Annotated in this window: 18 protein-coding genes; 13 read left to right on the top strand and 5 right to left on the bottom strand. The window is 72.6% G+C overall.

Annotated features, from left to right (window positions below):
• Positions 1-101: 101 nt before the first annotated feature.
• Positions 102-467, top strand: coding sequence for an SsgA family sporulation/cell division regulator (locus tag ABZ861_RS09640; protein WP_361626431.1), 366 nt, complete (start codon positions 102-104; stop codon positions 465-467).
• Between the two features lie 112 nt (positions 468-579).
• On the opposite strand, the gene ABZ861_RS09635 is transcribed toward ABZ861_RS09640, so the two are convergent.
• Both ABZ861_RS09635 and ABZ861_RS09630 read right to left on the bottom strand, forming a co-directional pair.
• The gene (locus ABZ861_RS09635; protein ID WP_361626428.1) at positions 580-2,259 is read right to left on the bottom strand and encodes a penicillin-binding transpeptidase domain-containing protein; all 1,680 of its coding nucleotides are present in this window, start codon (positions 2,257-2,259) and stop codon (positions 580-582) included.
• 285 nt (positions 2,260-2,544) lie between these two features.
• On the bottom strand, positions 2,545-4,170 hold the full coding sequence (locus tag ABZ861_RS09630) for a penicillin-binding transpeptidase domain-containing protein (RefSeq protein WP_361626425.1): 1,626 nt from the start codon (positions 4,168-4,170) through the stop codon (positions 2,545-2,547).
• A 380-nt stretch (positions 4,171-4,550) separates the two neighbouring features.
• Between ABZ861_RS09630 and ABZ861_RS09625 the strand changes: the two genes are divergently transcribed.
• The 3 genes from ABZ861_RS09625 to ABZ861_RS09615 all read left to right on the top strand — a co-directional run bounded on the left by ABZ861_RS09625 (position 4,551) and on the right by ABZ861_RS09615 (position 6,852).
• Positions 4,551-5,225 carry a hypothetical protein gene (locus tag ABZ861_RS09625; RefSeq protein WP_361626422.1) on the top strand — a complete coding sequence of 225 codons (675 nt, stop codon included), beginning with the start codon at positions 4,551-4,553 and terminating at the stop codon, positions 5,223-5,225.
• 409 nt (positions 5,226-5,634) lie between these two features.
• Positions 5,635-6,237 (top strand): hypothetical protein, encoded by a 603-nt coding sequence (locus tag ABZ861_RS09620; protein ID WP_361626420.1) that lies wholly within the window; start codon positions 5,635-5,637, stop codon positions 6,235-6,237.
• A 114-nt stretch (positions 6,238-6,351) separates the two neighbouring features.
• Positions 6,352-6,852, top strand: a complete 501-nt coding sequence (locus tag ABZ861_RS09615) for a hypothetical protein (RefSeq protein ID WP_361626418.1) — start codon at positions 6,352-6,354, stop codon at positions 6,850-6,852.
• A 175-nt stretch (positions 6,853-7,027) separates the two neighbouring features.
• Here ABZ861_RS09615 and ABZ861_RS09610 read toward each other — a convergent pair whose 3' ends face one another.
• Positions 7,028-8,776 (bottom strand): phospholipid carrier-dependent glycosyltransferase, encoded by a 1,749-nt coding sequence (locus ABZ861_RS09610; protein WP_361626416.1) that lies wholly within the window; start codon positions 8,774-8,776, stop codon positions 7,028-7,030.
• A gap of 157 nt (positions 8,777-8,933) precedes the next feature.
• On the opposite strand from ABZ861_RS09610, the gene rsmI reads away from it, so the two are divergent.
• The 9 genes from rsmI to ABZ861_RS09565 all read left to right on the top strand — a co-directional run bounded on the left by rsmI (position 8,934) and on the right by ABZ861_RS09565 (position 21,099).
• The gene (gene rsmI, locus ABZ861_RS09605) at positions 8,934-9,833 is read left to right on the top strand and encodes a 16S rRNA (cytidine(1402)-2'-O)-methyltransferase (protein ID WP_361626413.1); all 900 of its coding nucleotides are present in this window, start codon (positions 8,934-8,936) and stop codon (positions 9,831-9,833) included.
• A gap of 447 nt (positions 9,834-10,280) precedes the next feature.
• On the top strand, positions 10,281-10,685 hold the full coding sequence (locus ABZ861_RS09600) for a hypothetical protein (protein ID WP_361626410.1): 405 nt from the start codon (positions 10,281-10,283) through the stop codon (positions 10,683-10,685).
• A 37-nt stretch (positions 10,686-10,722) separates the two neighbouring features.
• On the top strand, positions 10,723-11,706 hold the full coding sequence (locus ABZ861_RS09595) for a TatD family hydrolase (RefSeq protein ID WP_361626407.1): 984 nt from the start codon (positions 10,723-10,725) through the stop codon (positions 11,704-11,706).
• A 218-nt stretch (positions 11,707-11,924) separates the two neighbouring features.
• Positions 11,925-12,833, top strand: coding sequence for a 16S rRNA (adenine(1518)-N(6)/adenine(1519)-N(6))-dimethyltransferase RsmA (rsmA, locus tag ABZ861_RS09590; RefSeq protein ID WP_361626404.1), 909 nt, complete (start codon positions 11,925-11,927; stop codon positions 12,831-12,833).
• The gene (locus ABZ861_RS09585; protein WP_361626401.1) at positions 12,834-13,730 is read left to right on the top strand and encodes a 4-(cytidine 5'-diphospho)-2-C-methyl-D-erythritol kinase; all 897 of its coding nucleotides are present in this window, start codon (positions 12,834-12,836) and stop codon (positions 13,728-13,730) included. It abuts the gene before it with no gap.
• 127 nt (positions 13,731-13,857) lie between these two features.
• On the top strand, positions 13,858-15,687 hold the full coding sequence (locus tag ABZ861_RS09580; RefSeq protein ID WP_361626398.1) for an ABC-F family ATP-binding cassette domain-containing protein: 1,830 nt from the start codon (positions 13,858-13,860) through the stop codon (positions 15,685-15,687).
• A gap of 256 nt (positions 15,688-15,943) precedes the next feature.
• Positions 15,944-18,109, top strand: a complete 2,166-nt coding sequence (locus ABZ861_RS09575) for a PQQ-binding-like beta-propeller repeat protein (protein ID WP_361626396.1) — start codon at positions 15,944-15,946, stop codon at positions 18,107-18,109.
• Positions 18,110-18,202: 93 nt separating this feature from the next.
• Positions 18,203-20,170, top strand: a complete 1,968-nt coding sequence (locus ABZ861_RS09570) for a PQQ-binding-like beta-propeller repeat protein (protein ID WP_361626393.1) — start codon at positions 18,203-18,205, stop codon at positions 20,168-20,170.
• Between the two features lie 260 nt (positions 20,171-20,430).
• The gene (locus ABZ861_RS09565; RefSeq protein WP_361627004.1) at positions 20,431-21,099 is read left to right on the top strand and encodes a response regulator transcription factor; all 669 of its coding nucleotides are present in this window, start codon (positions 20,431-20,433) and stop codon (positions 21,097-21,099) included.
• A 36-nt stretch (positions 21,100-21,135) separates the two neighbouring features.
• On the opposite strand, the gene ABZ861_RS09560 is transcribed toward ABZ861_RS09565, so the two are convergent.
• On the bottom strand, positions 21,136-21,393 hold the full coding sequence (locus tag ABZ861_RS09560) for a hypothetical protein (protein WP_361627001.1): 258 nt from the start codon (positions 21,391-21,393) through the stop codon (positions 21,136-21,138).
• A gap of 198 nt (positions 21,394-21,591) precedes the next feature.
• Positions 21,592-23,295, bottom strand: coding sequence for a sodium:solute symporter family protein (locus tag ABZ861_RS09555; RefSeq protein WP_361626390.1), 1,704 nt, complete (start codon positions 23,293-23,295; stop codon positions 21,592-21,594).
• Between the last annotated feature and the right edge of the window lie 29 nt (positions 23,296-23,324).

Raw genomic sequence — 23,324 nt, 5'->3', positions numbered from 1 at the left:
CGGAGTGACGGGAGTCACTCATGTCAGCGCCGCCGGGTGCCGTCGGGTCGCGACGCGCACGGCGGCGGCGGCGCGAGTCACCGAGTGCGAGGTGCCCTCCGATGTCCGTAGTCGAGCAGTGCGCGCGAGCCCGCGTCCTCACCGACGACGACCGCCATGACCCGCGCGCCGTCTCCGTCATCCTGCGCTACGACCCCGAGAGCGACCCGCGCTCGGTGCGCGTCTGGATGCCCGGCCCGCGGGAGTGGACGTTCGCCCGGTCGCTGCTCGAACAGGGGCTGCGCACCCCGGTCGGGACCGGCGAGGTGCGGGTGTGGCCGTGCGGCCGGGTGCAGGTCGTGGTCGAGTTCCACTCCGCGCGGGGCGTGTCGGTGGTGCAGTTCGAGACCAGGACGCTGCTGCGGTTCCTGAGCAGCACGTACGCGGCCGCCGCGACGCGGGCCGCCGAGCCGGTGCTGCGCCGCTGACCGGGGGCGTCCGGTCAGCGGCTGACGGGTGCGTGCGCCCGCGATCCCGGCTTCCGGCGCCGGCGGCCCCTTGGTCTTCGACGTCGGCGGCCCCCGGTCGTCTCGCCGCCCGTCAGGCGCCCTTGCGCAGCAGGGACGCCACTATGGGGCCCGCCGTGTCGCCGCCGTGGCCGCCCGCCTGGACGACGCCCGCGGCCGCGAGGTCGCCGCGGTAGGCGGTGAACCAGCCGTTGGGCTTCGTCTGCCCGTCGACCTCCGCCGACCCCGTCTTCGCGCCGTAGTCGGGGCCGAGCCCGGCCATCGCCTCGGCGGCGGTGCCCGACGCGGCCGTGTACCGCATCATCTCCCGCACCTGCGCGAGCGTGCCGGCGGACAGCGTCCGGGAGGCGGTGGCGAGGGTGCGGTGGTCCACGGACGGCGAGACCAGGTAGGGCTGGTGGAAGCGGCCCGAGGCGATCGTCGAGGCCACCGACGCCATGTTCAGCGGGTTCATCCGCACCCCGCCCTGGCCGATCAGCGACGCGGCCATCTGGGCCGCCGACTGCACCGGAACCGCGCCGTCGAAGGACGGCACGCCGATCGACCAGTCGTCCATGGACAGCCCGAAGACCTGCTGGGCCTGCTTGGTCAGGTCGTCGTCCTTGAGCTTCCCGGCCTGGCTGACGAAGGCGGTGTTGCAGGAGCGGGCGAAGCTCGCCTTGAGCGTGCCGTCCTTGATCTCGAAGTCGTCGTCGTTGTGGAACGTCCAGCCGCCGTAGCGGAACGTCTTCGGGCACGGGTGCGGCTTGTCCGCCGCCGCGATGCCCTTGTCGATCAGCAGCGACGAGGTGATGACCTTCATCGTGGAGCCGGGGGCCAGCGAGCCCAGGAGCGCGGTGTCGAAGCCGTGGCCGGTGTTGGCCACCGCGAGGACCTCGCCGGTCGAGGGGCGCATGACCACCACCGACGCCTTCTGCTGCTTGGCGACCAGGCGTTCGGCCTCCGCCTGGAGCCCGGGACTCAGCGTCGTGCGCACCGTGCCCGGGGTGCCCTTGCTCAGCTCCGCCAGCGTCTCGTCGGACAGCTCGGCCTTCTGGGAGGCGGCGCCGCGCACCACGCGCAGCTCGACGCCCGCCCGGCCGCCCGCCTTCTTGCCGTACTTCTCGCGCAGCCCGTCCAGCACCGAGCCCAGCGAGGGATACGCCGCCGCGGTCAACTCCTCGCCGTTCCGGTCCAGGGCCTTCACCGGCGGGGTGCCGGACTCGCCGGTGACCAGGGTGTCGCCGTCGTGCAGCTCGGGGTGGACGACCGCGGCGTGCCAGTCGACGACCGGCCTGCCGTCGGCGGGCCGCCGCACCACGGTCAGCGTGCTGTCGTACGCCAGCGGCTTGCTCAGCCCCTCGTACGACACCGTCGCCTTGACCGAGAAGGGGACCTTGCCGCCGCTGGGGGCGCCCTGCGTGAGCGTGAGGTCCGTGAGGTGCGCGTCCGCGGCGTAGCCGGTCAGCAGGGCGGCAGCCGCCGCGGAGTCGCTGGTCGCGGCCGCCGCCTCGGCCGGGGAGCCGTGCTGCCAGGCCGTCAGGAAGCGCGTGGCGACGCTCTGCACCTCCGCCGCCGACGGCGGCCCCGTCGGCACGGCGCGGGGGCCGCCCGCGGCCATGGTCCGGTTCCGGCCGTCCTCGGTCGCCCCTCCGCCGCCGCCGTACAGCGTGTACGCGACGATCCCGGCGCCCGCGGCGACCGCGACGACGACCGCTCCGACCACGGCGGGAGTCGCCCTCCGTCGCTCGGCGACGCGTTTTCTCTTGCCCACTGCCTTCCGTCCTTAGCGTGTTCCAGGCCCCCGTCGCCCGCGCGGCTCGGGGCCGCCGCGGTCCGTCCTCGGGCGGTCGGCTACCGCCACCACCCTAGAGTCCCTTGCCGGATAGGTGAGTTCGGCCACCCCATCGTGGCCAAGCTGCGACAATCGGCCGCCTCGCGCGCGCTTCGGGCGGGGCGGCCGTCGCGGTCGGTCAGTCGGCGGCGCGTCTGAGCCGGGGCCGCCGTCGCGGTCGGTCAGTCGGCCGCGCGCCTGAACCGGGGCCGCCGTCGCGGTCGGTCAGTCGGCCGCGCGCAGCACAGCCGCCACGATCGGGCCTGCCGCGTCGCCGCCGTGGCCGCCCTCCTGGGTCATGGCGGCGGCCGCCACGTCGTCGCGGTACCCGGTGAACCAACTGTTCGACTTGGCCTGGCCGTCGACCTCGGCGGAACCGGTCTTCGCGCCGACGCTGCCGCTCAGCCCGGACATCGCGGCGGCCGCGGTGCCCGTGGTGGCGGCGCGGTTCATCATCTGCCGCAACTGGGCCACCGTGCCCGCCGGCAGCCCCCGGGCCCGCGCCGTCTCGCGGTGGTCCAGCCGCTGCGAGACCAGCACCGGCTGCCGGAACCGGCCGGTCATCGCGGTGGCCGTGACCGACGCCATGTTCAGCGGGCTCATCTGCACCTGGCCCTGGCCGATCAGGTCGGCGGCCTTGTCCGGGCCGGTGACGGCGGGCACCGAGCCGTCGAACGACGGTATGCCGGTCTTCCAGTCGTCGCGGCCGAGCCCGAAACGGTCCTGGGCCTCCCGGGTCAGCGTCTCGTCGCGCATCTTCGGAGTGAACTTGATGAAGGCGGTGTTGCAGGAGCGGGAGAAGCTGTCGGCGAGGGTGGCGCCCTGGTCGGGCCGCATGCCCGTGAGGTTGTGGAAGGTCTCTCCCTCCCACATGAGGTCGCTGTAACAGGGCGCGGGGCCGCTCGCCGTGGCGAGTCCGTTGTCGATGAGGGCCGCGGCGGTCACGATCTTCATGGTGGAGCCGGGGGCGAGCCGCCCCAGGAACGCCGCGTTGAAGGCGTCGTCGCGGTGGTTGGCGACCGCCAGGACCTCGCCGGTGGACGCCTGCTCGGCGACGAGCGAGGACTCGCCGAACCGCTGCACCGCCTGCTCGGCCGCCGCCTGCGCGCTCGCGCTGAGCGTGGTGCGCAGCGTGCCCGGACGGCCCTTGGCGAGGGTGACGAGCGGGGTGTCGGGGGCGTCGGTCTCCGGGTGCCGGGCGCGCAGCTCCACCGAGGGCGTGCCGCCCGCCTGTTCGCCGTACTTCTCGCGCAGCTCGTCCAGGATGGGCCCCAGGGAGGGGTAGGCGTCCGCGGTCAGCACGGCGCCGTGGCGGTCCACGGCCCGGATCGGCGGGGCGGCCGACTCGCCGGTGACCAGCCTGTCGCCCTTCTCAAGGCCGGGATACACCACCGACGGCGCCCAGTCGACCAGCGCGCGGTGGCTGTTGGTCCCGCGCACGACGGTCAGTCGGCTGCGGTAGGCGAGCGTCCGGGACGTCCCGCCGTAGGAGACGGTCGCCTTGACCGAGAACGGCACGGTGGCGCCGGTCGCCTCGCCCGGCGTGACCCGCACCCCGGCGATCCGCGCGTCGTGCCCGTACGAGAAGAGCAACTCCCGTGCCGCGTCGGGGAAGTTCGTGTACGAGGCGGCCGTCGTCGCGTCGCCCTTCTGCCAGGCGGCGAAGAACTCCGCGGAGGCGTCCTTCACTTCGCCGGCGTCCGGCGGCCCGGTCTTCACCTGCACGGACTGCCCGGCGGCGACGGTGTCCCCGCTGAGCGCGGAGACGAAGCTGTAGCCCCCGTACACCGCCCCGCCCACCAGCACGGCGCACACCCCGCCGACCGCGACGGCCTTGACCCCCTTGCGCATGAGAGCGCTCCCTCCCCGTGTTCAACCCGAGCACTCTAGAGCGCGCGAGGAAAAAGAGTGAGAGCGGTTTCCGGATGCCGCCCCCACGGAAACCGGCCGCGGCCCGCCCGACGCCCGCCCGACGCCCGCCCGACGCCCGCCCGACGCCCGCCCGACGCCCGCCCGACGCCCGCCCGCGGGCCGGTCCAAGGGCCTGTCCGCGGGCGGGCGCCGACCTGTTCAGCGGGCCCGCGGGCGGAGCAAGGCGCAGGCGGAGGAAGCCGCCGCGTCTCAGGCTACGATCACTCGGCGCTCCCAGGGGGTGGGGGCGGCTCTGGTACCTGGGTACGTGGGGGATCGCAGTGGAACGAAAACGGGCTGCCGCGTTGGTCTGGGCGGCTATGGCAGCGCTGTTCATAGTCGAGGCGAGCGCGGGCAAGTCGTCATCCGCACCGGACAAGAACGCGCTGTCGTTCAGTTATCAGCGGGAAAGCGGCGGCGACAACTACATCAACCAGACGCTGTCCATCAAGAACACGGGGAAGCATTCGGCCGTCCCTGTCCTGACGTTCACCGCGCTCGACCGGCAGGGTCGCCGGCTGCCGGACGTGCATGTCCGGACCGTCTACGGCAGCGACAGCGGCCGTCTGGCGGTTCCTCGCGGGTGGAGTTACGACGTCCTGCGCTTCTCGGGACCCGGCGAGCACCAGGTCTACGACGTTCGCGTGAGCGTTGCTCACCTGGCGAACGCCAAGGGCTGGGCCAACATCCACCCGCTGACCACGCAGCCGCTGAACGCGGCCGGACAGTCCGTCAGCAGGTTCTCCCGGTTCACCGCCGTGCGCGTGAGCAACCCCGACGCCTACGGGGTCTCCGTGCGCGTCGCCTATCTGGTGTACGACCAGCCGGCCGACGGCGAGACTCAGCAAGCGATCTCTGTCACCCCGGTCGGAGGACTCGTCCGCATACCCGCTGACGGCACGGCGGTCATCAAGGTCACCGGCGCCGCCGCGCGCGCGGTGGCCAGGTATTCCAACGGCCCGGCAGTGAGCGTCAAGGCGTACAACTCGCAGTGACCGGGGGCGTGGGGTAGCTCGGGTCGCGTCATCACTGACGACCGTTGACGACTGGGGGGCGCGGCCATCGGCCGCGCCCCCAGTCGTGTCCGCCCCGCTACACCCACGTGTCCAGCCACATCCGCGCCCGCCACGAGTCCAGGGGGATCGTCGTGCCGGTGTACAGGGGCCAGAAGTGGATGAAGTCGACTAACGGTCGCGCGAGGTGCCCCTGAGCAGGTCGTATGCGACTGGTGGAAGCTGCGAGCGTGCAGTGGGGCCGTCTGTGGGCCGTGACGCCGAGGAGGCGGGCAGTCGGCGGGATGGTCGGCGCCGCGAGGGTTTCGTCAGGGAGAACCTCTATCGCTTCGCGATCGCTCAATCGCAAACCATGAGGGCGGCATGCCGCCTACAGTTGACCTTGTCTGCGGTGTCTGCCCTCGCAGGGTTGGTCAACCGTGAAACGGGAGGGGGGTACATCTTGATGATTCCTGAGTGGTTCACAAAAGGGTCCAACCTGGTATCACTGGGGGCTTTGGTTACGGCTTTCACGGCTCTTACGCGAACTTGGAGCACTAGCCGTACGGCGAAAAAGAACCTGGAAATCGCGATGCATCAGGAAGCGCGAAGGGCTATCGATCCCCAAGTCGAGCTTATGCAAAGTAAGCGTAGGGAGATGGATGGTTTCGAGCGATACTCGTTTTTGGTTCACATCGGGAACTCTGCGGACTCTGGGAACTTCGTCGCGCGCGCCGAAATGGGGATTGACTACCGCACGCCGGACGGTGTTGTTACCACTGTAAAGATACCGGCCGAGCGAGTGCAGGGGGAGGAGGTTAAGTATCTTGGTAATGAATCCAGCTTGGAAGTCCCTGTGAATGTTTCGGCACGGGCTGCCATTGAAGGGTGGATTCATTTCAAATTTGCGAGCAATCTGATGTCTGGAAATGACGTGGACAGGTTCGTCATTACGCTAGAAATGGGGCACGGTATACCGCTCGTGGTGGAATCTATAATCCCAGCAGATATTTAAAGTAAACGGAACGCAATGGGGTGCTGCGGCGTAATGAGAAAGCCCACCGGGCGGAGGCCCGCTAGAAAGGTGGTTCGCACTCCGAAGCCCCTTGAGGTTGTCGGAGATGGGGCGATGGCTTCGCACCTGGTCGGTGATGGCCGGTTGATTCCTGTGCTAATCGTCGACACGACCGCACGCCCTGACTTGGATGAGTTGGTCAGGGTGCACCAGTACGTTTCATCCGGAGATTGCAAATCTCAGTGGGGTACGACCCTGGGTGGCGAAGGCCAGGTTCTGCTTCACCTTGAGTTTATTCGGCCAGCCCCGATGACTGTGACGCTTGGCATCGATGTCGCTTCTCGCGGAATTCTGATTGATTCAATATTGATGACTCAAGCACTCTACTTGTTGCCTGGGCGCCCTGGTGATCGATTCATGGCGAAGCAGAATGATCCTCGCGTACTCCTTGAGATTCCCAGGGGTGACTTCGCTGTGGTTTGGGAGACGATTCTGCGATCTGCAATGCGCAAAAAATTTCGTGATCGAGGATTTGGCAGACCAGAGGCCCGTGCCGCAACGGAGGAGTTCATTTTGAAAATGCGTGAGCTCACGGGCTTTCGTCTGAAGAAGTAGTCTGACTCGTCGCGATATCGTGTTCGATTCGGTGGGTCTGAATTTGTTGGTGCAGGATTACCTGCACCAACACGTTTTGACCTGCGGCAGCGTGAGGACTGAGCTGTTCAGTCGCGAACAGGCGATTGGTAGAGCATCTCGATGGCTTTCCGGGTGCGTCCCTACGTCTGTGAAGCTACACCCACGTGTCCAGCCACATCCGTGCTCGCCACGAGTCCAGGGGGATCGTCGTGCCGGTGTACAGGGGCCAGAAGTAGATGAAGTTCCAGGCGATCAGCAGGACCAGGACGCCTGCGGCTGTCGCGCCTGCCACGCGGCGGGTGTCCGGGGCGGTCGGGGGGCCCAGGATCGCGCCGAGGAGCATGGCCACGGCCAGGCACAGGAACGGGACGAAGACGACCGCGTAGAAGAAGAAGATCGTGCGCTCCTGGTAGAGGAACCAGGGCAGGTAGCCGGCCGCGACGCCGCAGGCGATGGCGCCCGCGCGCCAGTCGCGGCGGAAGAACCAGCGCCACAGGACGTAGACGAGCGCGGCGCAGGCCGCCCACCACAGCGCCGGGGTGCCCAGGGCGAGGACCTCGCGGGCGCACTTGTCCGCGGCGCCCGCCGGGCAGCCCGCCGTGCCGGGCGCGGGGGACTCGTAGAAGTACGACACCGGGCGCGCGTCGACCAGCCAGCTCCAGGGGTTGGACTGGTAGGTGTGCGGCGAGGACAGGCCGACGTGGAACTCGTACACCTCGTGCTCGTAGTGCCACAGGCTGCGCAGCCAGTCCGGCAGGAACGTCCACTGCCCGCCCCGGCCGTCGGTGGCCGCCCAGTTGCGGTAGTAGCCGCCGGAGCCGTCGGCGGGGGACAGGATCCAGCCGGTCCACGACACCAGGTACACCGCGACCGCCACCGGGACGGTGGCCAGGAAGGCGAGCCCGGCGTCCCGTGTGAGCGCGGCCCGGTACGGGCGCCGGGCACCGGCCGTCTTGCGGGCGCCCGCGTCCCACAGCACGCTCATCACGCAGAACGCGGCCAGGACGTACAGGCCGTTCCACTTGGTGCCGATCGCCAGGCCGAGCAGCAGCCCGGCCGACCAGCGCCACGGGCGCCATCCCAGCCGGGCGGTCTCCGCGGTGTGCGCGTCCGGCCGGACCCGGCCGTCGGCGTCGGCGGGCAGCGCGGCGGCCAGCCGTTCCCGGGCCCGGTCGCGGTCGATCAGCAGGCAGCCGAAGGCGGCCAGCACGAAGAACATCAGCACGCCGTCGAGCAGCGAGGTGCGGCTCATCACGAAGTGCAGGCCGTCCACCGCCATCAGCGCGCCCGCCAGGCACCCGAGGAACGCGGAGCGGAACAGGCGGCGGCCGATCCGGCACAGCAGCAGCACCGACAGCGTGCCGAGCAGCGCCGTCATGAAGCGCCAGCCGAACGGATCGAGGCCGAACAGCGTCTCGCCGAGTCCGATCACGTACTTCCCGACCGGCGGGTGCACCACATAGGCGGCGTCGGCGGGCAGCGTGACGTGGCCGCCGCTGTGCAGGATCAGGTCGTTGGCGTTCTTGTCCCAGTTGACCTCGTAGCCGCGGTGGATGATCGCCCACGCGTCCTTGGCGTAGTACGTCTCGTCGAATATCACCGCCTTCGGGCTGCCCAGGCGCCAGAACCGCAGCAGGCCCGCGACCAGGGTGACCAGCAGCGGGCCGCCCCAGCCGGACCAGCGCGCGAGGCGGTCGGCGAGCGTCGGCGGCAGGCCGAGCGCCGCCCACAGGCGGGGGCCGGGCCGCGTGTACGGCGGCGCCAGGCGCTCGCGCACGTCGGCCGCGGGCGCCGCCGGGTCCGCCGTGTGGCCGTAGCGGCGCAGCCGCCGCTGCCACGGCGGCCGCGGGTCGCACGGGGCTGAGTCCTGCCGGGTGTCCGTGGAGGACGCGGTACTGGTCACCGCGCCATGGTAGGGAACCGCGCTGTGTGAGTCCCGTGCTTGGCCGCCGCGCGGCCGGATCGGTCCGGCGGCGACGGCCCCCGGGCCGGTGCTCTGGAGGATGCCGGGGGCAGCCCGCGGGCCGGTGTTCGAGAGGATGCTTGAGAGGATGGGGCGCGTGACTGGAACCCTTGTTTTGGCTGGCACCCCCATCGGCGACGTCCAGGACGCGCCGCCCCGGCTCGCCGAGGAACTGGCGGCCGCGGACGTGGTCGCCGCCGAGGACACACGGCGGCTGCGGCGGCTCACGCAGGCCCTGGGCGTCGCTCCGCGCGGGCGCGTCGTGTCGTACTTCGAGGGCAACGAGTCGGCCCGCACCCCGGAGCTGGTCGAGGAGCTGCTGAGCGGGGCCCGGGTGCTGCTGGTGACCGACGCGGGCATGCCCTCGGTGTCCGACCCCGGCTACCGGCTGGTCGCGGCGGCCGTGGAGCGGGACGTGCGGGTCACCGCCGTGCCGGGGCCGTCCGCGGTGCTCACCGCGCTGGCGCTGTCCGGTCTGCCGGTGGACCGGTTCTGCTTCGAGGGATTCCTGCCGCGCAAGGCGGGCGAGCGGCTGTCCCGGCTGCGGGACGTCGCCGGGGAGCGGCGCACCCTCGTCTACTTCGAGGCCCCGCACCGCCTGGACGACACGCTCGCGGCGATGGCCGAGGCGTTCGGCCCCGAACGACGCGCCGCGGTGTGCCGGGAGCTGACCAAGACCTACGAGGAGGTGCGCCGCGGCGGCCTCGGCGAGCTGGCCGCGTGGGCGGCGCAGGGCGTGCGCGGTGAGATCACCGTGGTGGTGGAGGGCGCCCCCGAGAGGGGGCCGGACGAGATCGGCCCCGAGGAGCTGGTGCGGCGGGTACGGGTGCGCGAGGAGGCCGGCGAGCGCCGCAAGGAGGCCATCGCGGCGGTGGCCGCGGAGGCGGGGGTGCCCAAGCGGGAGGTGTTCGACGCGGTGGTCGCGGCGAAGCATACGGGGGCGGCTGGGGCCGACGGGGCTACTGGGGAGCCTGGGTCCGCCGGGTCTGCTCGGTAGTCCGGGTCCGCCGGGGCCTCTAAGGGCTCCTCGTCCGCCGGGGGCTTGGCGGTCCCCGGCTCCGCTGGGGCCCTGGCGGTCCGGCTCTCCGGGGGCGGTGGGGTCGCAGGACCGCCCTCGGGCGCCCCGGCTCTCCGGCCGGCTGACCCGGCCGGTCCGCAGGGGCCCCCACGGGGCCGATGCGTGCGCGACCCCGCGCAGTGCGCCGTGTCGCGCCGCTCACACCCCCGCTGAGCAGGGCGTATCTCTCATGAGCGAGCGCCCCATGCGGGAGCAAAGGGCTTTTCCGCAAAGCAAAGCGACATCGGCCGTTCAGGGGAGTCTTGGGCAAGCACCTGCCAAATCGGCTCCAACACTCGACAGGGGCTGGTGCGTCCGCGCAGGCGGAGGCGTCCACTGGAGCGAGGGACGACCCGTCCCCTCGACCAGCGGACACGAGGAGCTGGCATGAGTGAGTTCGCAGGACAGGCCGACCAGCGCGGTACGGCCACCGCCGTCGTCAACGAGTCCTACTCCTTCGCCTGCATGCGCTGTGGGCACGGCTGGGAACAGGCGTTCGAGATAGAGCACCATACGGACGCCGACGGCAACGCCTTCGTGCGGTACGTGGCGGACGGCCAGGTCGTGCCGTCGCCGCTGTCCCGGCCGAGCTGCCGTAACTGCGACGGGCACGTGGTCCGGATCATGCGGGCCGGGCAGGTGTCCTCCGTGCAGAGCTGTCTGCACCAGAACGACCGGCGGCCCCCGGCGGCGCAGTCCGCGCCCGGAGAGGAGGCGGGGGCCGGCGCCTCCGGGGACCACCACTGGCACCTGTCCGACCTGCTGCACCCGTTCCAGCGCAAGACCGGGTGAGACCTGGGGGAGGGCGCGGGTTCCGTAGGATCGGACCATGCCCTCCCACGCCGACCAGGCCCGCGCGGCCGACCAGGCCCGCGCCCAGGCCCGTACGGCCGACAAGACCGGCGCCGCCGGCGACGTCGGCGAGACCGCCAAGGCCGACAAGAACGCGGCGCCGCCGCTGCCGCCGCCGCTGCCGGCGCCGCTGCGGACAGCGGTCGCCGACTCCCACACCCACCTCGACATGCAGTCCGCGACCGTCGAGGAGAGCCTCGCCAAGGCCGCCTCGGTGGGCGTGGACACGGTGGTCCAGGTCGGCTGCGACGTCGCCGGATCGCGCTGGGCCGCCGAGACGGCCGCCGCTCACGCCGCCGTGCACGCGGCGGTCGCCCTGCACCCGAACGAGGCCCCGCGCATCGTGCACGGCGACCCCGACGGATGGTCGCGACAGGGCGCCCGCGCGCCGGGCGGCGACGCGGCCCTCGACGAGGCGCTGACCGAGATCGACCGGCTGGCCGCGTTGCCCTGGGTCAAGGGCGTCGGCGAGACGGGCCTCGACTACTTCCGCACCGGCCCGGAGGGCGAGCAGGCGCAGGAGAGGTCCTTCCGCGCCCACATCGAGATCGCCAAGCGGCACGGCAAGGCCCTGGTCATCCACGACCGCGACGCCCACGCGGACGTGCTGCGCGTCCTCGAGGAGGAGGGCGCTCCCGAGCGGACGGTGTTCCACTGCTACTCCGGCGACGCCGAGATGGCCGAGGTGTGCGCCCGCGCCGGCTACTTCATGTCCTTCGCCGGCAACGTCACCTTCAAGAACGCCCAGAACCTGCGCGACGCCCTCGCCGTCGCCCCCCTCGAACTGGTCCTGGTGGAGACCGACGCGCCGTTCCTCACCCCGGCGCCCTACCGCGGGCGGCCGAACGCGCCGTACCTCGTCCCGGTCACGGTGCGCGCGATGGCCGCCGTCCGGGGCGTCGACGAGGACGCGATGGCGACCGCGCTGGCCGCGAACACCGCCCGCGCCTTCGCGTACTGACCTTCGCCCACGCCCACGGGCCTTCGCCCACTGACCCGCGCCCACGCCCACCGACCTTCGCCTCCCGGCCCGCTCCTGATCGACTGCGCGCAGTAGCGCCGCCTCGGAGAGCGACGCCGCCTCCCGCGGACGGGATCGCGAGCGCGACGGCTTCCTCGGACGCGGCCTCGCGCGGGCGCGTGGCCGGAGCGGCGCCCGCGTCCCCGTACCCTGGTGCCGTGAGCAGCCCCCTCCCCGACGCCCTGCTGGGCCCCGCCGACGTCCGTGAGCTGGCGGCGGCCCTCGGCGTGCGTCCCACCAAGCAGCGCGGCCAAAACTTCGTGATCGACGCGAACACGGTGCGCCGGATCGTCCGCACCGCCGAGGTGCGGCCCGCCGACACGGTCGTCGAGGTCGGCCCGGGGCTCGGCTCCCTCACCCTCGCCCTGCTGGAGGCCGCCGAGCGGGTCACCGCCGTCGAGATCGACGACGTGCTCGCCGCCGCGCTGCCCGCCACCGTCGCCGCCCGGATGCCCGGCGCCGCCGAGCGGTTCGCCCTGGTGCACTCCGACGCGCTGCACATCGCCGAGCTGCCCGGCCCGGCCCCGACCGCGCTGGTGGCGAACCTGCCGTACAACGTCGCCGTGCCGGTGCTGCTGCACATGCTGGAGACCTTCCCGAGCATCGAGCGCAGCCTCGTCATGGTGCAGTCGGAGGTGGCCGACCGGCTCGCCGCCGGGCCCGGCTCCAAGGTGTACGGGGTGCCCTCCGTCAAGGCGAACTGGTACGCCGAGGTGAAGCGGGCGGGCGCGATCGGGCGGAACGTGTTCTGGCCCGCGCCGAACGTGGACAGCGGACTGGTGTCCCTGGTCCGGCGGGCCGAGCCGGTCGCGACCACGGCGACCCGGCGGGAGGTCTTCGCGGTGGTCGACGCGGCCTTCGCCCAGCGGCGCAAGACGCTGCGGGCCGCACTCGCCGGATGGGCCGGATCGGCCGCCGCGGCCGAGGCGGCCCTGCTCGCCGCCGGGGTGTCGCCGCAGGCCCGCGGCGAGTCCCTGACCGTCGAGGAGTTCGCCCGCGTCGCCGAGGCCGCGCCGCGCGGGACGGCCCCGGCGGCCCCGGCGGCCCGCATCGAGGAGACCGAGTAAGTGAGCGTCACGGTACGCGTCCCGGCCAAGGTCAACGTCCAGCTCGCCGTGGGCGCCGCCCGCCCGGACGGCTTCCACGACCTGGCCAGCGTCTTCCTCGCGGTCGGCCTGTACGACGAGGTCACCGTCGCCCCGTCCCCGAGCGGCCTGCGCGTCACCTGCGCCGGTCCCGACGCCGCCGAGGTCCCGCTGGACGGCAGCAACCTCGCCGCCCGCGCGGCTGAAGCGCTCGCCGCCCGGTACGGCCGCCGCGCCGACGTGCACCTCCACATCGCCAAGGACATCCCGGTCGCCGGCGGCATGGCGGGCGGCAGCGCGGACTGCGCGGGCGCGCTGCTGGCCTGCGACGCGCTGTGGGGGACCGGCGCCTCCCGCGCCGAACTGCTCGACCTCTGCGCCGAGCTGGGCAGCGACGTGCCGTTCAGCCTGGTCGGCGGGGCGGCGCTGGGCACCGGGCGCGGGGAGCGGCTGCGCGAGCTGGAGGTGGGCGGCGTCTTCCACTGGGTGTTCGCGGTCGCCGAGCGCGGGCTGTCGACGCCCGCGGTGTTCCGCGTGTTCGACCGGCTCTGCGAGGGCCGGCGCGTCCCCGAGCCGGTCGCCTCCCAGGACGTGCTGGACGCCCTGGCCAAGGGCGACCCCGACGCGCTCGCCGCGAGCGTCTCCAACGACCTCCAGCCCGCCGCGCTGTCCCTGTTCCCGGAACTCGCCGGCGCCCTCGCGGCGGGCCGCGCCGCCGGGGCGCTGGCCGCGATGGTCTCCGGTTCCGGGCCGACCACGGCGTTCCTCGTGCGGGACGCCGAGTCGGCGGCGAGGACGGCGCAGGCGCTGCGCCGGTCCGGGACGTGCCGGTCCGTGCGCATGGCGTCGGGCCCCGCCCCGGGCGCCGCGCTGGTCTGAGGGCGGACCGCGGGCCGCGCCGCCGCATCCCGTAGGGCGTCACGCCGTGTGACGGCGGTCCCGCGCCGGGCCGTCCTCTCCAGGCCCTACGCTTGAAGGCTGATCGATCCCCCCGGGCAGGAGTGAAATGGCCGTCAACCTGGTCAATGTCGAGAACGTCAGCAAGGTGTACGGGACGCGTGCGCTGCTCGACGGGGTCTCGCTCGGCGTGTCCGAGGGGGACCGGATCGGCGTCGTCGGACGCAACGGCGACGGCAAGACGACCCTGATCCGGCTGCTCGCCCGGCTGGAGGAGGCCGACACCGGTCGGGTCACGCACTCGGGCGGGCTGCGCCTGGGCGTCCTCACCCAGCACGACTCCCTCGACCCGGCGGCGACCGTGCGGCACGAGGTCATCGGCGACCTCGCCGACCACGAGTGGGCGGGCAACGCCAAGATCCGCGACGTGCTGACCGGGCTGTTCGGCGGCCTGGACCTGCCCGGCTTCCCCAAGGGCCTGGACACCGTCATCGGCCCGCTGTCCGGCGGCGAGCGGCGGCGGATCGCGCTGGCCAAGCTGCTCATCGACGACCAGGACCTGATCGTCCTGGACGAGCCCACCAACCACCTCGACGTCGAGGGCATCTCCTGGCTGGCCGCGCACCTGCGCGTGCGCCGCTCCGCGCTGGTGTGCGTCACCCACGACCGGTGGTTCCTGGACCAGGTCTGCACCCGGATGTGGGACGTGCAGCGCGGCGCCGTCTTCGAGTACGAGGGCGGCTACTCCGACTACGTCTTCGCCCGCGCCGAGCGGGAGCGCATCGCCGCCACCGAGGAGACCAAGCGGCAGAACCTGGTCCGCAAGGAGCTGGCCTGGCTGCGCCGCGGCGCCCCGGCCCGCACCTCCAAGCCGCGCTTCCGCGTGGAGGCCGCCAACGAGCTGATCCAGGACGTGCCGCCGCCGCGCGACCGCAGCGAGCTGATGAAGTTCGCCTCCTCGCGGCTGGGCAGGACCGTGTTCGACCTGGAGGACGTGACGGTCCAGGCCGGGCCCAAGGTGCTGCTGGAACACGTGACCTGGCAGCTCGGCCCCGGCGACCGCATCGGCCTGGTCGGCGTCAACGGCGCCGGGAAGACCTCCCTGCTGCGGGCCATGGCGGACGCCGCCCGGACCGAGGGCGAGACGCAGCCCGCGGCCGGCCGGGTCGCCGTCGGCCGGACCGTGAAGCTCGCCTACCTGTCCCAGGAGGTCGCCGAACTCGATCCCGACGTGCGGGTTCTTGAGGCGGTGCAGCAGGTGCGCGAGCGCGTCGACCTTGGCAAGGGACGGGAGATGACGGCCGGTCAGCTCTGCGAGACGTTCGGCTTCGGCAAGGAGAAGCAGTGGACGCCGGTGGGCGACCTGTCCGGCGGCGAGCGCCGCCGCCTCCAACTGCTGCGCCTGCTCATGGACGAGCCCAACGTCCTCTTCCTCGACGAGCCCACCAACGACCTCGACATCGAGACGCTCACCCAGCTCGAGGACGTCCTCGACGGCTGGCCCGGCTCGATGATCGTGATCTCGCACGACCGGTTCTTCGTCGAGCGCACCACCGACACGGTGCACGCGCTGCTCGGCGACGGCGCCCTGCGCATGCTGCCGCGCGGCATCGACGAGTACCTGGAGCGCCGCCGGAGCATCGAGCAGCGGGCCGCCGCGCCCGCCGCCGCCCCCACCGCGGGCAAGGCGGCGGCCGCCGCGGAGTCCGGCCGGAGCGAGAGGTCCGCCGCCGAGCAGCGCGCCGCGAAGAAGGAACTCCAGAAGATCGAGCGGCAGTTGGACCGGATCTCCGACAAGGAGTCGACGCTGCACGCCCGGATCGCCGACAACGCCACGGACTTCGCGAAGGTCGCCGAACTCGACGCTGAACTGAGGGACTTGACGGGGGAGCGCGAGGAACTGGAGCTGCGCTGGCTCGAACTCGCCGAGGAGGCCTGACACTTCGCGGAGGCGTGCGCGAGCGGGCGCACGCCCCGCGCGGGGCGGGGGCGCGGAGCGGGGCGGGTGCGTAACGAGGGCATCACGGGCCGGTTCTCCCTTGGGAACAGGGGCAGTCGGGGCCCGGCCACGTGTCGTGGGCGGGTGATAGAAAGAGCCGTTCGAGAACCGTCCGAGACCGTTCCCGTACGGCTCCGGTCCCTTCGCGAGCCTCGGGGTGTGGCTAAAAGTCAGTGAACGAGGGGGAGACGCGCTGATGACTCAGCCGCCCGAACAGCCGCCGCAGGACGACTCCGGAGCGCCGGAACCGCACGGACCCCACGACGGGCCCGCGCAGCCGCGACCGCCACGGGACGCCGGGCAGCCGCCGCAGGACGGCGGGCAACAACCCCCACAGGACGGCGGCTTCGGCGCTCCGCAGGACGCCCGGCCCGCCCAAGACCCCCGGCAGGACGCCCGGCCCGCCGAGGACCCCCGGCAGAGCACCCCGCCGCCTCCGGCGCAGCCGCCCCAGAGCGCTCCGCAGCCTCCCCAGGGCGCCCCGCAGCCTCCCCAGAGCGTCCCGCAGCCGCCCCCGGCGCCGCCCGCCGCCCCGCCGCAGCCCCAGCCCGGCTACGGCTACCCGCAGCAGCCCGGCCCCTACGCCCAGCCGGGCCCGTACGCCCAGCCGGGCCCGTACGCCCAGCCGGGCCCCTACGGCACGCCCTCCGCGCCGGGCGCCCCCGCGCCAGGCCCGTACGGGCAGCCGGGCCCCTACGGCACGCCTCCCGCGCCGGACTCCCACGCGCCGGGCGCCCCCGCGCCGGGAACGCCCGCACCGGGCCCGTACGGCCAGCCGCAGCAGTCCGGCCCGTACGGCCAACCGAATCAGCCCGGCCCGTACGGCTATCCGCAGCAGCCCGGCCCCTACGGGCAGCAGCCCGGTTACGGCTATCCGCCGCCGCAGTTCCCGGGCGGGCCCGAAACCCCGCCGCCCGGCGGCGCGCGCGGCCCCTTCAAGGGCAGGTCCGCGATCGTCGTCGGCGCGGCCGTGGCCGTGCTGCTCGTGGTCGGCGGCGGCGTGTGGGCGCTCAGCGGCCACGGCGGCGACGGGAAGAAGCCGGTCGCGCACGGCAGCAGCGGCGCCCCGTCCGCGGCGCCGTCCGCGACCGACGACCCGGTCAACCCCGGTGACGGCAGCGGCGACGGCGGCTCGGACCGCGAAGACCTCAACGCGGGCCGCAAGCCCGGCGAGGCGAAGGTGCTCTGGTACAAGGAGGCGCCCGACGCCCCCGGGTCCGGCGCGGACGCCCCCGGCATGTGGATCACCGGCAAGGCGGCGGTGAAGGCGGCCTACAAGCAGGTCTTCGCCTACGGCGTCGCCGACGGCAGACCGGCTTGGGCGCCGGTCACCTTCCCGCAGAAGATCTGCGCGGCGACCCCGCGGCAGTCGGCCGACGGCAAGGTCGTGGTGGCCTACGAGAGCGGCGTCAGCGACCGCGCCAAGTGCAACCAGCTCCAGCAGATCGACCTGGCCACGGGCAAGAAGGGCTGGAGCGCCAAGCTGACCGAGGGCCAGCTCTTCGACAGCACGATCAGCCTCGAACTCACCCTCACCGGAAAGACGTTGATGGTCGGACGCTCGCAGTCCGGCACCGCCTACGACGTGGACAGCGGCCGCAAGCTCTACGACAAGCAGCGGTACGGCGCGGCCTGCTTCCCGACCGGGTTCGCGGGCGGCGCCCGGCTGATCCAGGTCGCCTCCTGCGGCGCGGGCGGCGGCGCCGAGCACGACGAGGTGCAGGAGCTGGACCCGGCCACCGGCAAGGCCAAGTGGACCAAGAAGATGCCCAAGGGCTGGACGGTGCAGCGGACTTACTCGGTCGACCCGCTGGTGCTGTACTCGACCGACGAGGACAAGAAGCACTACAACATCTCAGTCCTGAAGGACGACGGCGCCGTCCGCTCCCAGGTGTCCTCCCAGGCGACCTTCGACCCGCAGTGCGGCTGGGCCGTCCTCGAACGCGACCTCCAGGGCTGCCAGGGCGTCGCCGCCGACGCGAACACCCTCTACCTGCCCACCAAGGCCACTTCCGGCCCGAACGAGATCGTCGCGATCGACCTCGCCACCGGCAAGGAGAAGTGGCGGGCGAAGTCCCCGCAGGACACCTCGATGACACCGGTCACGGTGGAGGCCGGGAAGCTCGTCGCCTACGTCGAGCCGTCCTACGACGCCGGCGGCCAGGTGGTGTCCGTGCCGACCGCCGGGCCGAGCCACACCCCGGGCGTGCTGCTGAAGAACCCGGAGAGCACCGCGGAGATCGAGCAGGGCTTCTTCTCCAAGGACGTCGACTGGGTCGATGGACGCTTCTACCTCTCCACCACCCGCCTGAACGGCAACGACGCCTCGAAGGAGAAGCTGATGCTCGCCTTCGGCAAGTGAGGCGCCCCTCCCGCACCCCCTTCTCCCGGCCGCCCGCCCGCGCACGCGTCCTTCCGCTCACCCGTCCTCACGCTCCTGCGAGGTGCCCCCGTCATGACCCAGCCCCCGCCGCCCCACGAGCCCCCGCAGCAGGGCGGTTTCGGCCCGCCGCAGGACGGGGCGCCGCAGGACGGGAAGCCCCCGCAGCCCCCGCACGCGCCGCAGGCCCCGCCCGCGTCCGGCGGTCCGGATCTCGCCAAGCCCGCTCAGCCGGCCCCGGGATACGGCTACCCGCAGGCGCCCCCGCCGCCGCAGGGCGCCCCCCAGACGCCCCCGCCGCCCGGTCCGCCGCAGCCCGGCTACGGCTACCCGCAGGCGGCCCAGGCCCCCCAGCCGCCGCAGGCGCCCCCGGGATACGGATACCCCGGCCAGCCGCAGCCCGCCGCCCCCGCGCCGAACCCGTACGCCCAGGCCCCGCAGCCCGGCCCGTACGGCGCCCCGCAGCCCGGCCAGCCCGGCTACGGCTATCCGGCCGCGCCCGGCCAGCCCGGCTACGGCTACCCGGCTCAGCCCGGCTACGGCTACCCGGGCCAGCCGCCCACCGCGCCGACGCATCCGCAGGCCGGGCAGCCGGGCGGGAGCACGGCGCGCAGGAAGCAGCTCACGATCGTCGCCGCGGCCGTGGTCGCCATCGCGCTGATCGTCGGCGGCGGCGTCTGGTACGCGCACTCCGGCCACGGCGGCGGGACGAAGGGCGCCGCGACCGCCGGCGGCCGCGCGGGCGGCAAGAAAGGGCGCACGGCCGGCGCCGGCGGCGCCTCCGCGGCCGGCACGGAGAAGGCGCCCGCGGACCCCGCGGCCAAGGTGCTCTTCCAGGTGCCCGCCCCGGCGGTGAAGGACGACCAGGTCGACAGCGTGCAGGGCTCCTGGCTGACCGGCACGGTGTACGCGAAGAGCGGCATCGACAAGGTCGTCGGCTACGACCCGGACACCGGCGCCGCGAAGTGGACCCTCCCGCTGTCCGGCCAGACCTGCGCCGCCTCCCGCCAGATGACCGCCGACGGCGTCGCCGCGGTCCTCACCGAGGAGAAGCCGCGCAACGCCAAGGGCGACCACCAGCCCTGCGACCAGATCACCGCCTTCGAGGTCGCCACCGGCCGCAAGCTGTGGACGGAGAGCGCTGCCAGCGGCGACGCGAAAGCAGCGTTCGGAGAGGTCAGCATCTCCGGCGGGACGGTCGCGGCGGGCGGCGGCTTCAACGGCGGCGCCGCGTTCGACGTGAAGACCGGCAAGGCGCTGTGGCAGCCCAAGACCGGCGCCTGCGAGGACGTCGGCTACGCGGGCGGCGCGCAGCTCGTCGCGGTGCGCAAGTGCGGCGACTACGGCAACGAGCGCTACCAGGTGCAGCTCCTCAACCCGGCGAACGGCGCGGTCAAGTGGAGTTACAAGCTCCCCGCGGGCATCGACAACGCCAAGGTGATCTCCACCGAGCCCGTCGTCTTCGGCGCCGACTCCGGCGGCATCACCGCCTCCGGCGCCACGGACGTCTTCTCGCTCGACGACGGCGGCAGGCTGCTCTATAAGATCTCGCTGCCGGACGGCAAGTACGCCCACCGCTGCGAGGTCGGCAAGACCGACGGCTGCCAGGGGATCGCCGTCGGCAACGGCAAGCTGTACGTCCCCACCGAGGAGCACGACGGCAGCGCCGCGTACAGCAGGACCAACGAGATCGTCGCGTTCTCCCTGCGGACCGGCAAGAGCACCGGCGACCGGATCGACGCGGGCGACGGGTACACGATCTTCCCGGTGCGCATGGACGGCGGCGACGTCATCGCGTACAAGGACGGCCCCTACGACAAGGGCGCCCAGATCGTCTCGGTGGACGGCGCCACCACGCGGCAGACGAAGCTCCTGGAGACCCCCGCCGACCAGTCCGTGTTGTCCGCGATCAGCAGCATGGTCCCCGACCGGGCCGAGCTGCTCTACGCCGACGGCCGGCTGTTCCTGGGCAAGTCCCTGCTCGGCAAGGCGATCTCGGCGGGCGAGAAGCGGTACACGTCGATCGGCTTCGGCGCGAAGTAGCCGTGCGCCGGGTCCGCCCCCGCCGACTCCGCCCCCGCCGGTGCGGGCCCGGCGGGCGCGCGGACGGCGGCGGGCGCCCGGATGTCGGCGATCCGGGGCACTTCTGGCCGGTAGGGCAGCGCGCCGCCCGACCGAGCGTGTAGCTTCCCGGAGCACCGGTGCGCGGCGGGCGGGCCGCCGGGGGGCTTCCGGCCTGTCCACGCCTGCCGGAGCATGGACGGCCCAAGGGGGCATCCGTGGGGGGACTGGGGGGTTGCTCGATGGGAGTGCGGCTCATGGTGGTCGACGACCACCGACTGCTCGCCGAGGCGCTGGCCTCGGCGCTGAAGCTGCGTGGGCACCGCGTGCTGGCCGCGGCGGCCCCGGCCGCGGGCGCGGCCGACCTGGTGATCAGCCGTGCGCCGGAGGTGTGCCTGCTGGGCACGGCGGCCCCGGCGGAGCCGGGCACGTTCGAGCCGGTGGCCAAGATCAAGCGGGAGCGCCCGCAGGTGGCGGTGGTCGTCCTCGGCCCGGTGCCCTCTCCGCGCGGCATCGCCGCCGCGTTCGCCGCGGGCGCCGTCGGCTATGTGCGCCACGACGAGCGGATAGAGGGCGTGGAGCGGGCCATCATGAAGGCGCGCGCCGGGGAGGCGGCGGTGGCGCCGCAGTTGCTCCAGGGCGCCTTCGGGGAGCTGCTGAACCCGGCCGCGCAGCCGGACGACGAGGGCCGGCGGCTGCTGGGGATGCTCACCCCGCGTGAGGCGGAGGTGCTGGTCAGGGTCGCCGAGGGGGAGGACACCCGAGCCATCGCGGCAGGCATGGGCATCGCGCCGAGCACCGCCCGCACGCATGTGCAGCGGGTGCTGATGAAGCTGGGCGTGGGCTCCCGGCTGGAGGCCGCGGCGCTGGCGGCCCGTACGGGCCTGCTGGACCGCGCGGGGCGGAGCTGAGCGCCGGACCGGCGCTCGACTCCGCCCCGCGCGTGCTCACTCGGCGGTCGGCTCCCGCGGGGGCTCCGGCGCCGCGGCCGGCCGCAGCTTCAGCCAGACCAGGAAGAACACCCCGAGGACCAGCATGCTGATGCCGGTCCACAGGTTGATGTTGACGCCCTGCGCCTTGTCGATGGCCGACTGCGAGTCGGTGGCGCCGGTGATCGTGACGATGATCCCGTACAGCACGAACAGGCCGCCGATGATGCGCCGCAGGTCGAAGATCCGGGCGGCGGTGGCGGAGGAGCCCTCCAGCTCGGTGACCTGGCGATGGACGTCGTGCTCGGAGGCGCCGGACGGGCCGGGCTGGTCGGACGGGCCGGGCCGGCCGGAGTCGTCAGACCGGTCGAGCCGGCCGGACTTCTCAGGCCGGCCGGACTCTGCGGGGCGGTCGGCGGGCGCGGACTCTGCGGGGTTCTCGGACTCGGACATGGTCTTCCAATCCTCCCGCGATCAGAACGAGAACGGGATGTAGCAGAGGGCGGCGATGACGACGGCGCCCCATCCGAGCAGCGCGGGCCTGCGGTACCAGGCCTCGTCGCCGGGCGAGGGCGGCTCCGTCATGCCGGGGGAGCGGGTGCCGTAGACCAGGCCGCTGAGCTGGTCGGCGGGCTTGGGCTGGGTGAACAGCGACACCGCGACCATGACCACCGCGCCGGCGACGAAGCCGGCGATGGCGGAGACGAAGTTGGCCCCCTGGTCGGTGGGCAGGTCGATGATCCCGTGCTTGTACAGGACGAAGTAGTTCACCATCGCGGCGGTGGTGCCGGCCAGCAGGCCCCAGAAGCCGGACTTCATCGACGCCCGCTTCCAGAACATGCCGACGATGAACACCACGAACATCGGCACGTTGAAGAAGGAGAACAGCGTCTGGAGGTAGCTCATGATGTTCGAGAACGACGACGCCAGGAACGCGGTGCCGATCGAGGCGAGCACGCCGACCGCGGTGATGAGCCGCCCGAAGCGCACGTAGTACGCGTCCTCGCGGTCCTTGACCAGGTACTTGCCCCAGATGTCGGTGGTGAACACGGTGTTGAAGGACGACACGTTGGCCGCCATGCCGGCCATGAAGGCGGCGAGCAGACCGGTCACCGCGATGCCGAGCACGCCGTTGGGCAGCAGCTCCTGCATCAGGTAGGGGATGGCGTCGTTGTACTGGAGCCCGGAGCCGGAGGAGCCGATCTTCGGCACCAGGGCCGCGGCGACCAGGCCCGGGATCATCACCAGGAAGACGATGAAGACCTTCGGGAACGCGGCGATCAGCGGGGTGCGCTGGGCGGCGGAGAGGTTCTTCGCGGACAGCGCGCGCTGCACCTCCGCGAAGTTCGTCGTCCAGTAGCCGAAGGACAGCACGAAGCCCAGGCCGAGGACGATGGTGAGCCAGTTCGCGCCCAGCGGGTTGGCGTGGCCGATGCCGGTGCCGCCCCAGGCGGTGGTGAAGTCGGCGCCGTGCGCCGCGGTGAGCTTGTGCGTCAGGCCGTCCCAGCCGCCGACCCGCTTCAGGCTGAGTATCACCAGCGGGATCAGGGCGGCGAGGATCACGAAGAACTGGAGCACCTCGTTGTAGATCGCCGAGGACAGGCCGCCGAGCGTGATGTAGGCGAGCACGAAGAATCCGGCGACCACGATCGCCACCCACTGCGGCCAGCCCAGCAGCGCCTGGACCACGATCGCCAGCGCGTAGAGGTTCACTCCGGCGATCAGGATGGCCGCGAAGGCGAACAGCAGGGAGCTGAGCAGGTGGGCGCTCTTGTCGAAGCGCAGCAGCAGGAACTCCGGCACGGAGCGCACCTTGCTGCCGTAGTAGAACGGCATCATCACCAGGCCGAGGAAGACCATGGCGGGGATGGCGCCGACCCAGTACCAGTGCACGGTGTACGCGCCGTACTGGGCGCTGTTGGCGGCCATGCCGAGGATCTCGGTGGCGGCCAGGTTCGCGGAGATGAACGCCAGTCCGGTGATCCACGCGGGCAGCGAGCGGCCGGAGAGGAAGAAGTCGAGGCTGGTCTTGACCGAGCGGCGGGCGGCGAAGCCGATGCCCAGGACCACGACGAAGTAGATGCCGAGAATCGCGTAGTCGAGACCGTTGACGGGCAGCCGCAGCTTCGCCGCTAGCTCCACCGCCTGGAACGCGGAGGGATGGGGGGCGGTTTGCATGAGAACTCGCTTCGTCGCGCGAACTGATC

The sequence above is a fragment of the Streptomyces sp. NPDC046985 genome, from assembly GCF_040644415.1.
Lineage (GTDB): Bacteria > Actinomycetota > Actinomycetes > Streptomycetales > Streptomycetaceae > Streptomyces.
Note: the sequence above shows the minus strand (reverse complement) of the source record. Positions and strands in the feature narration are given on the sequence as shown.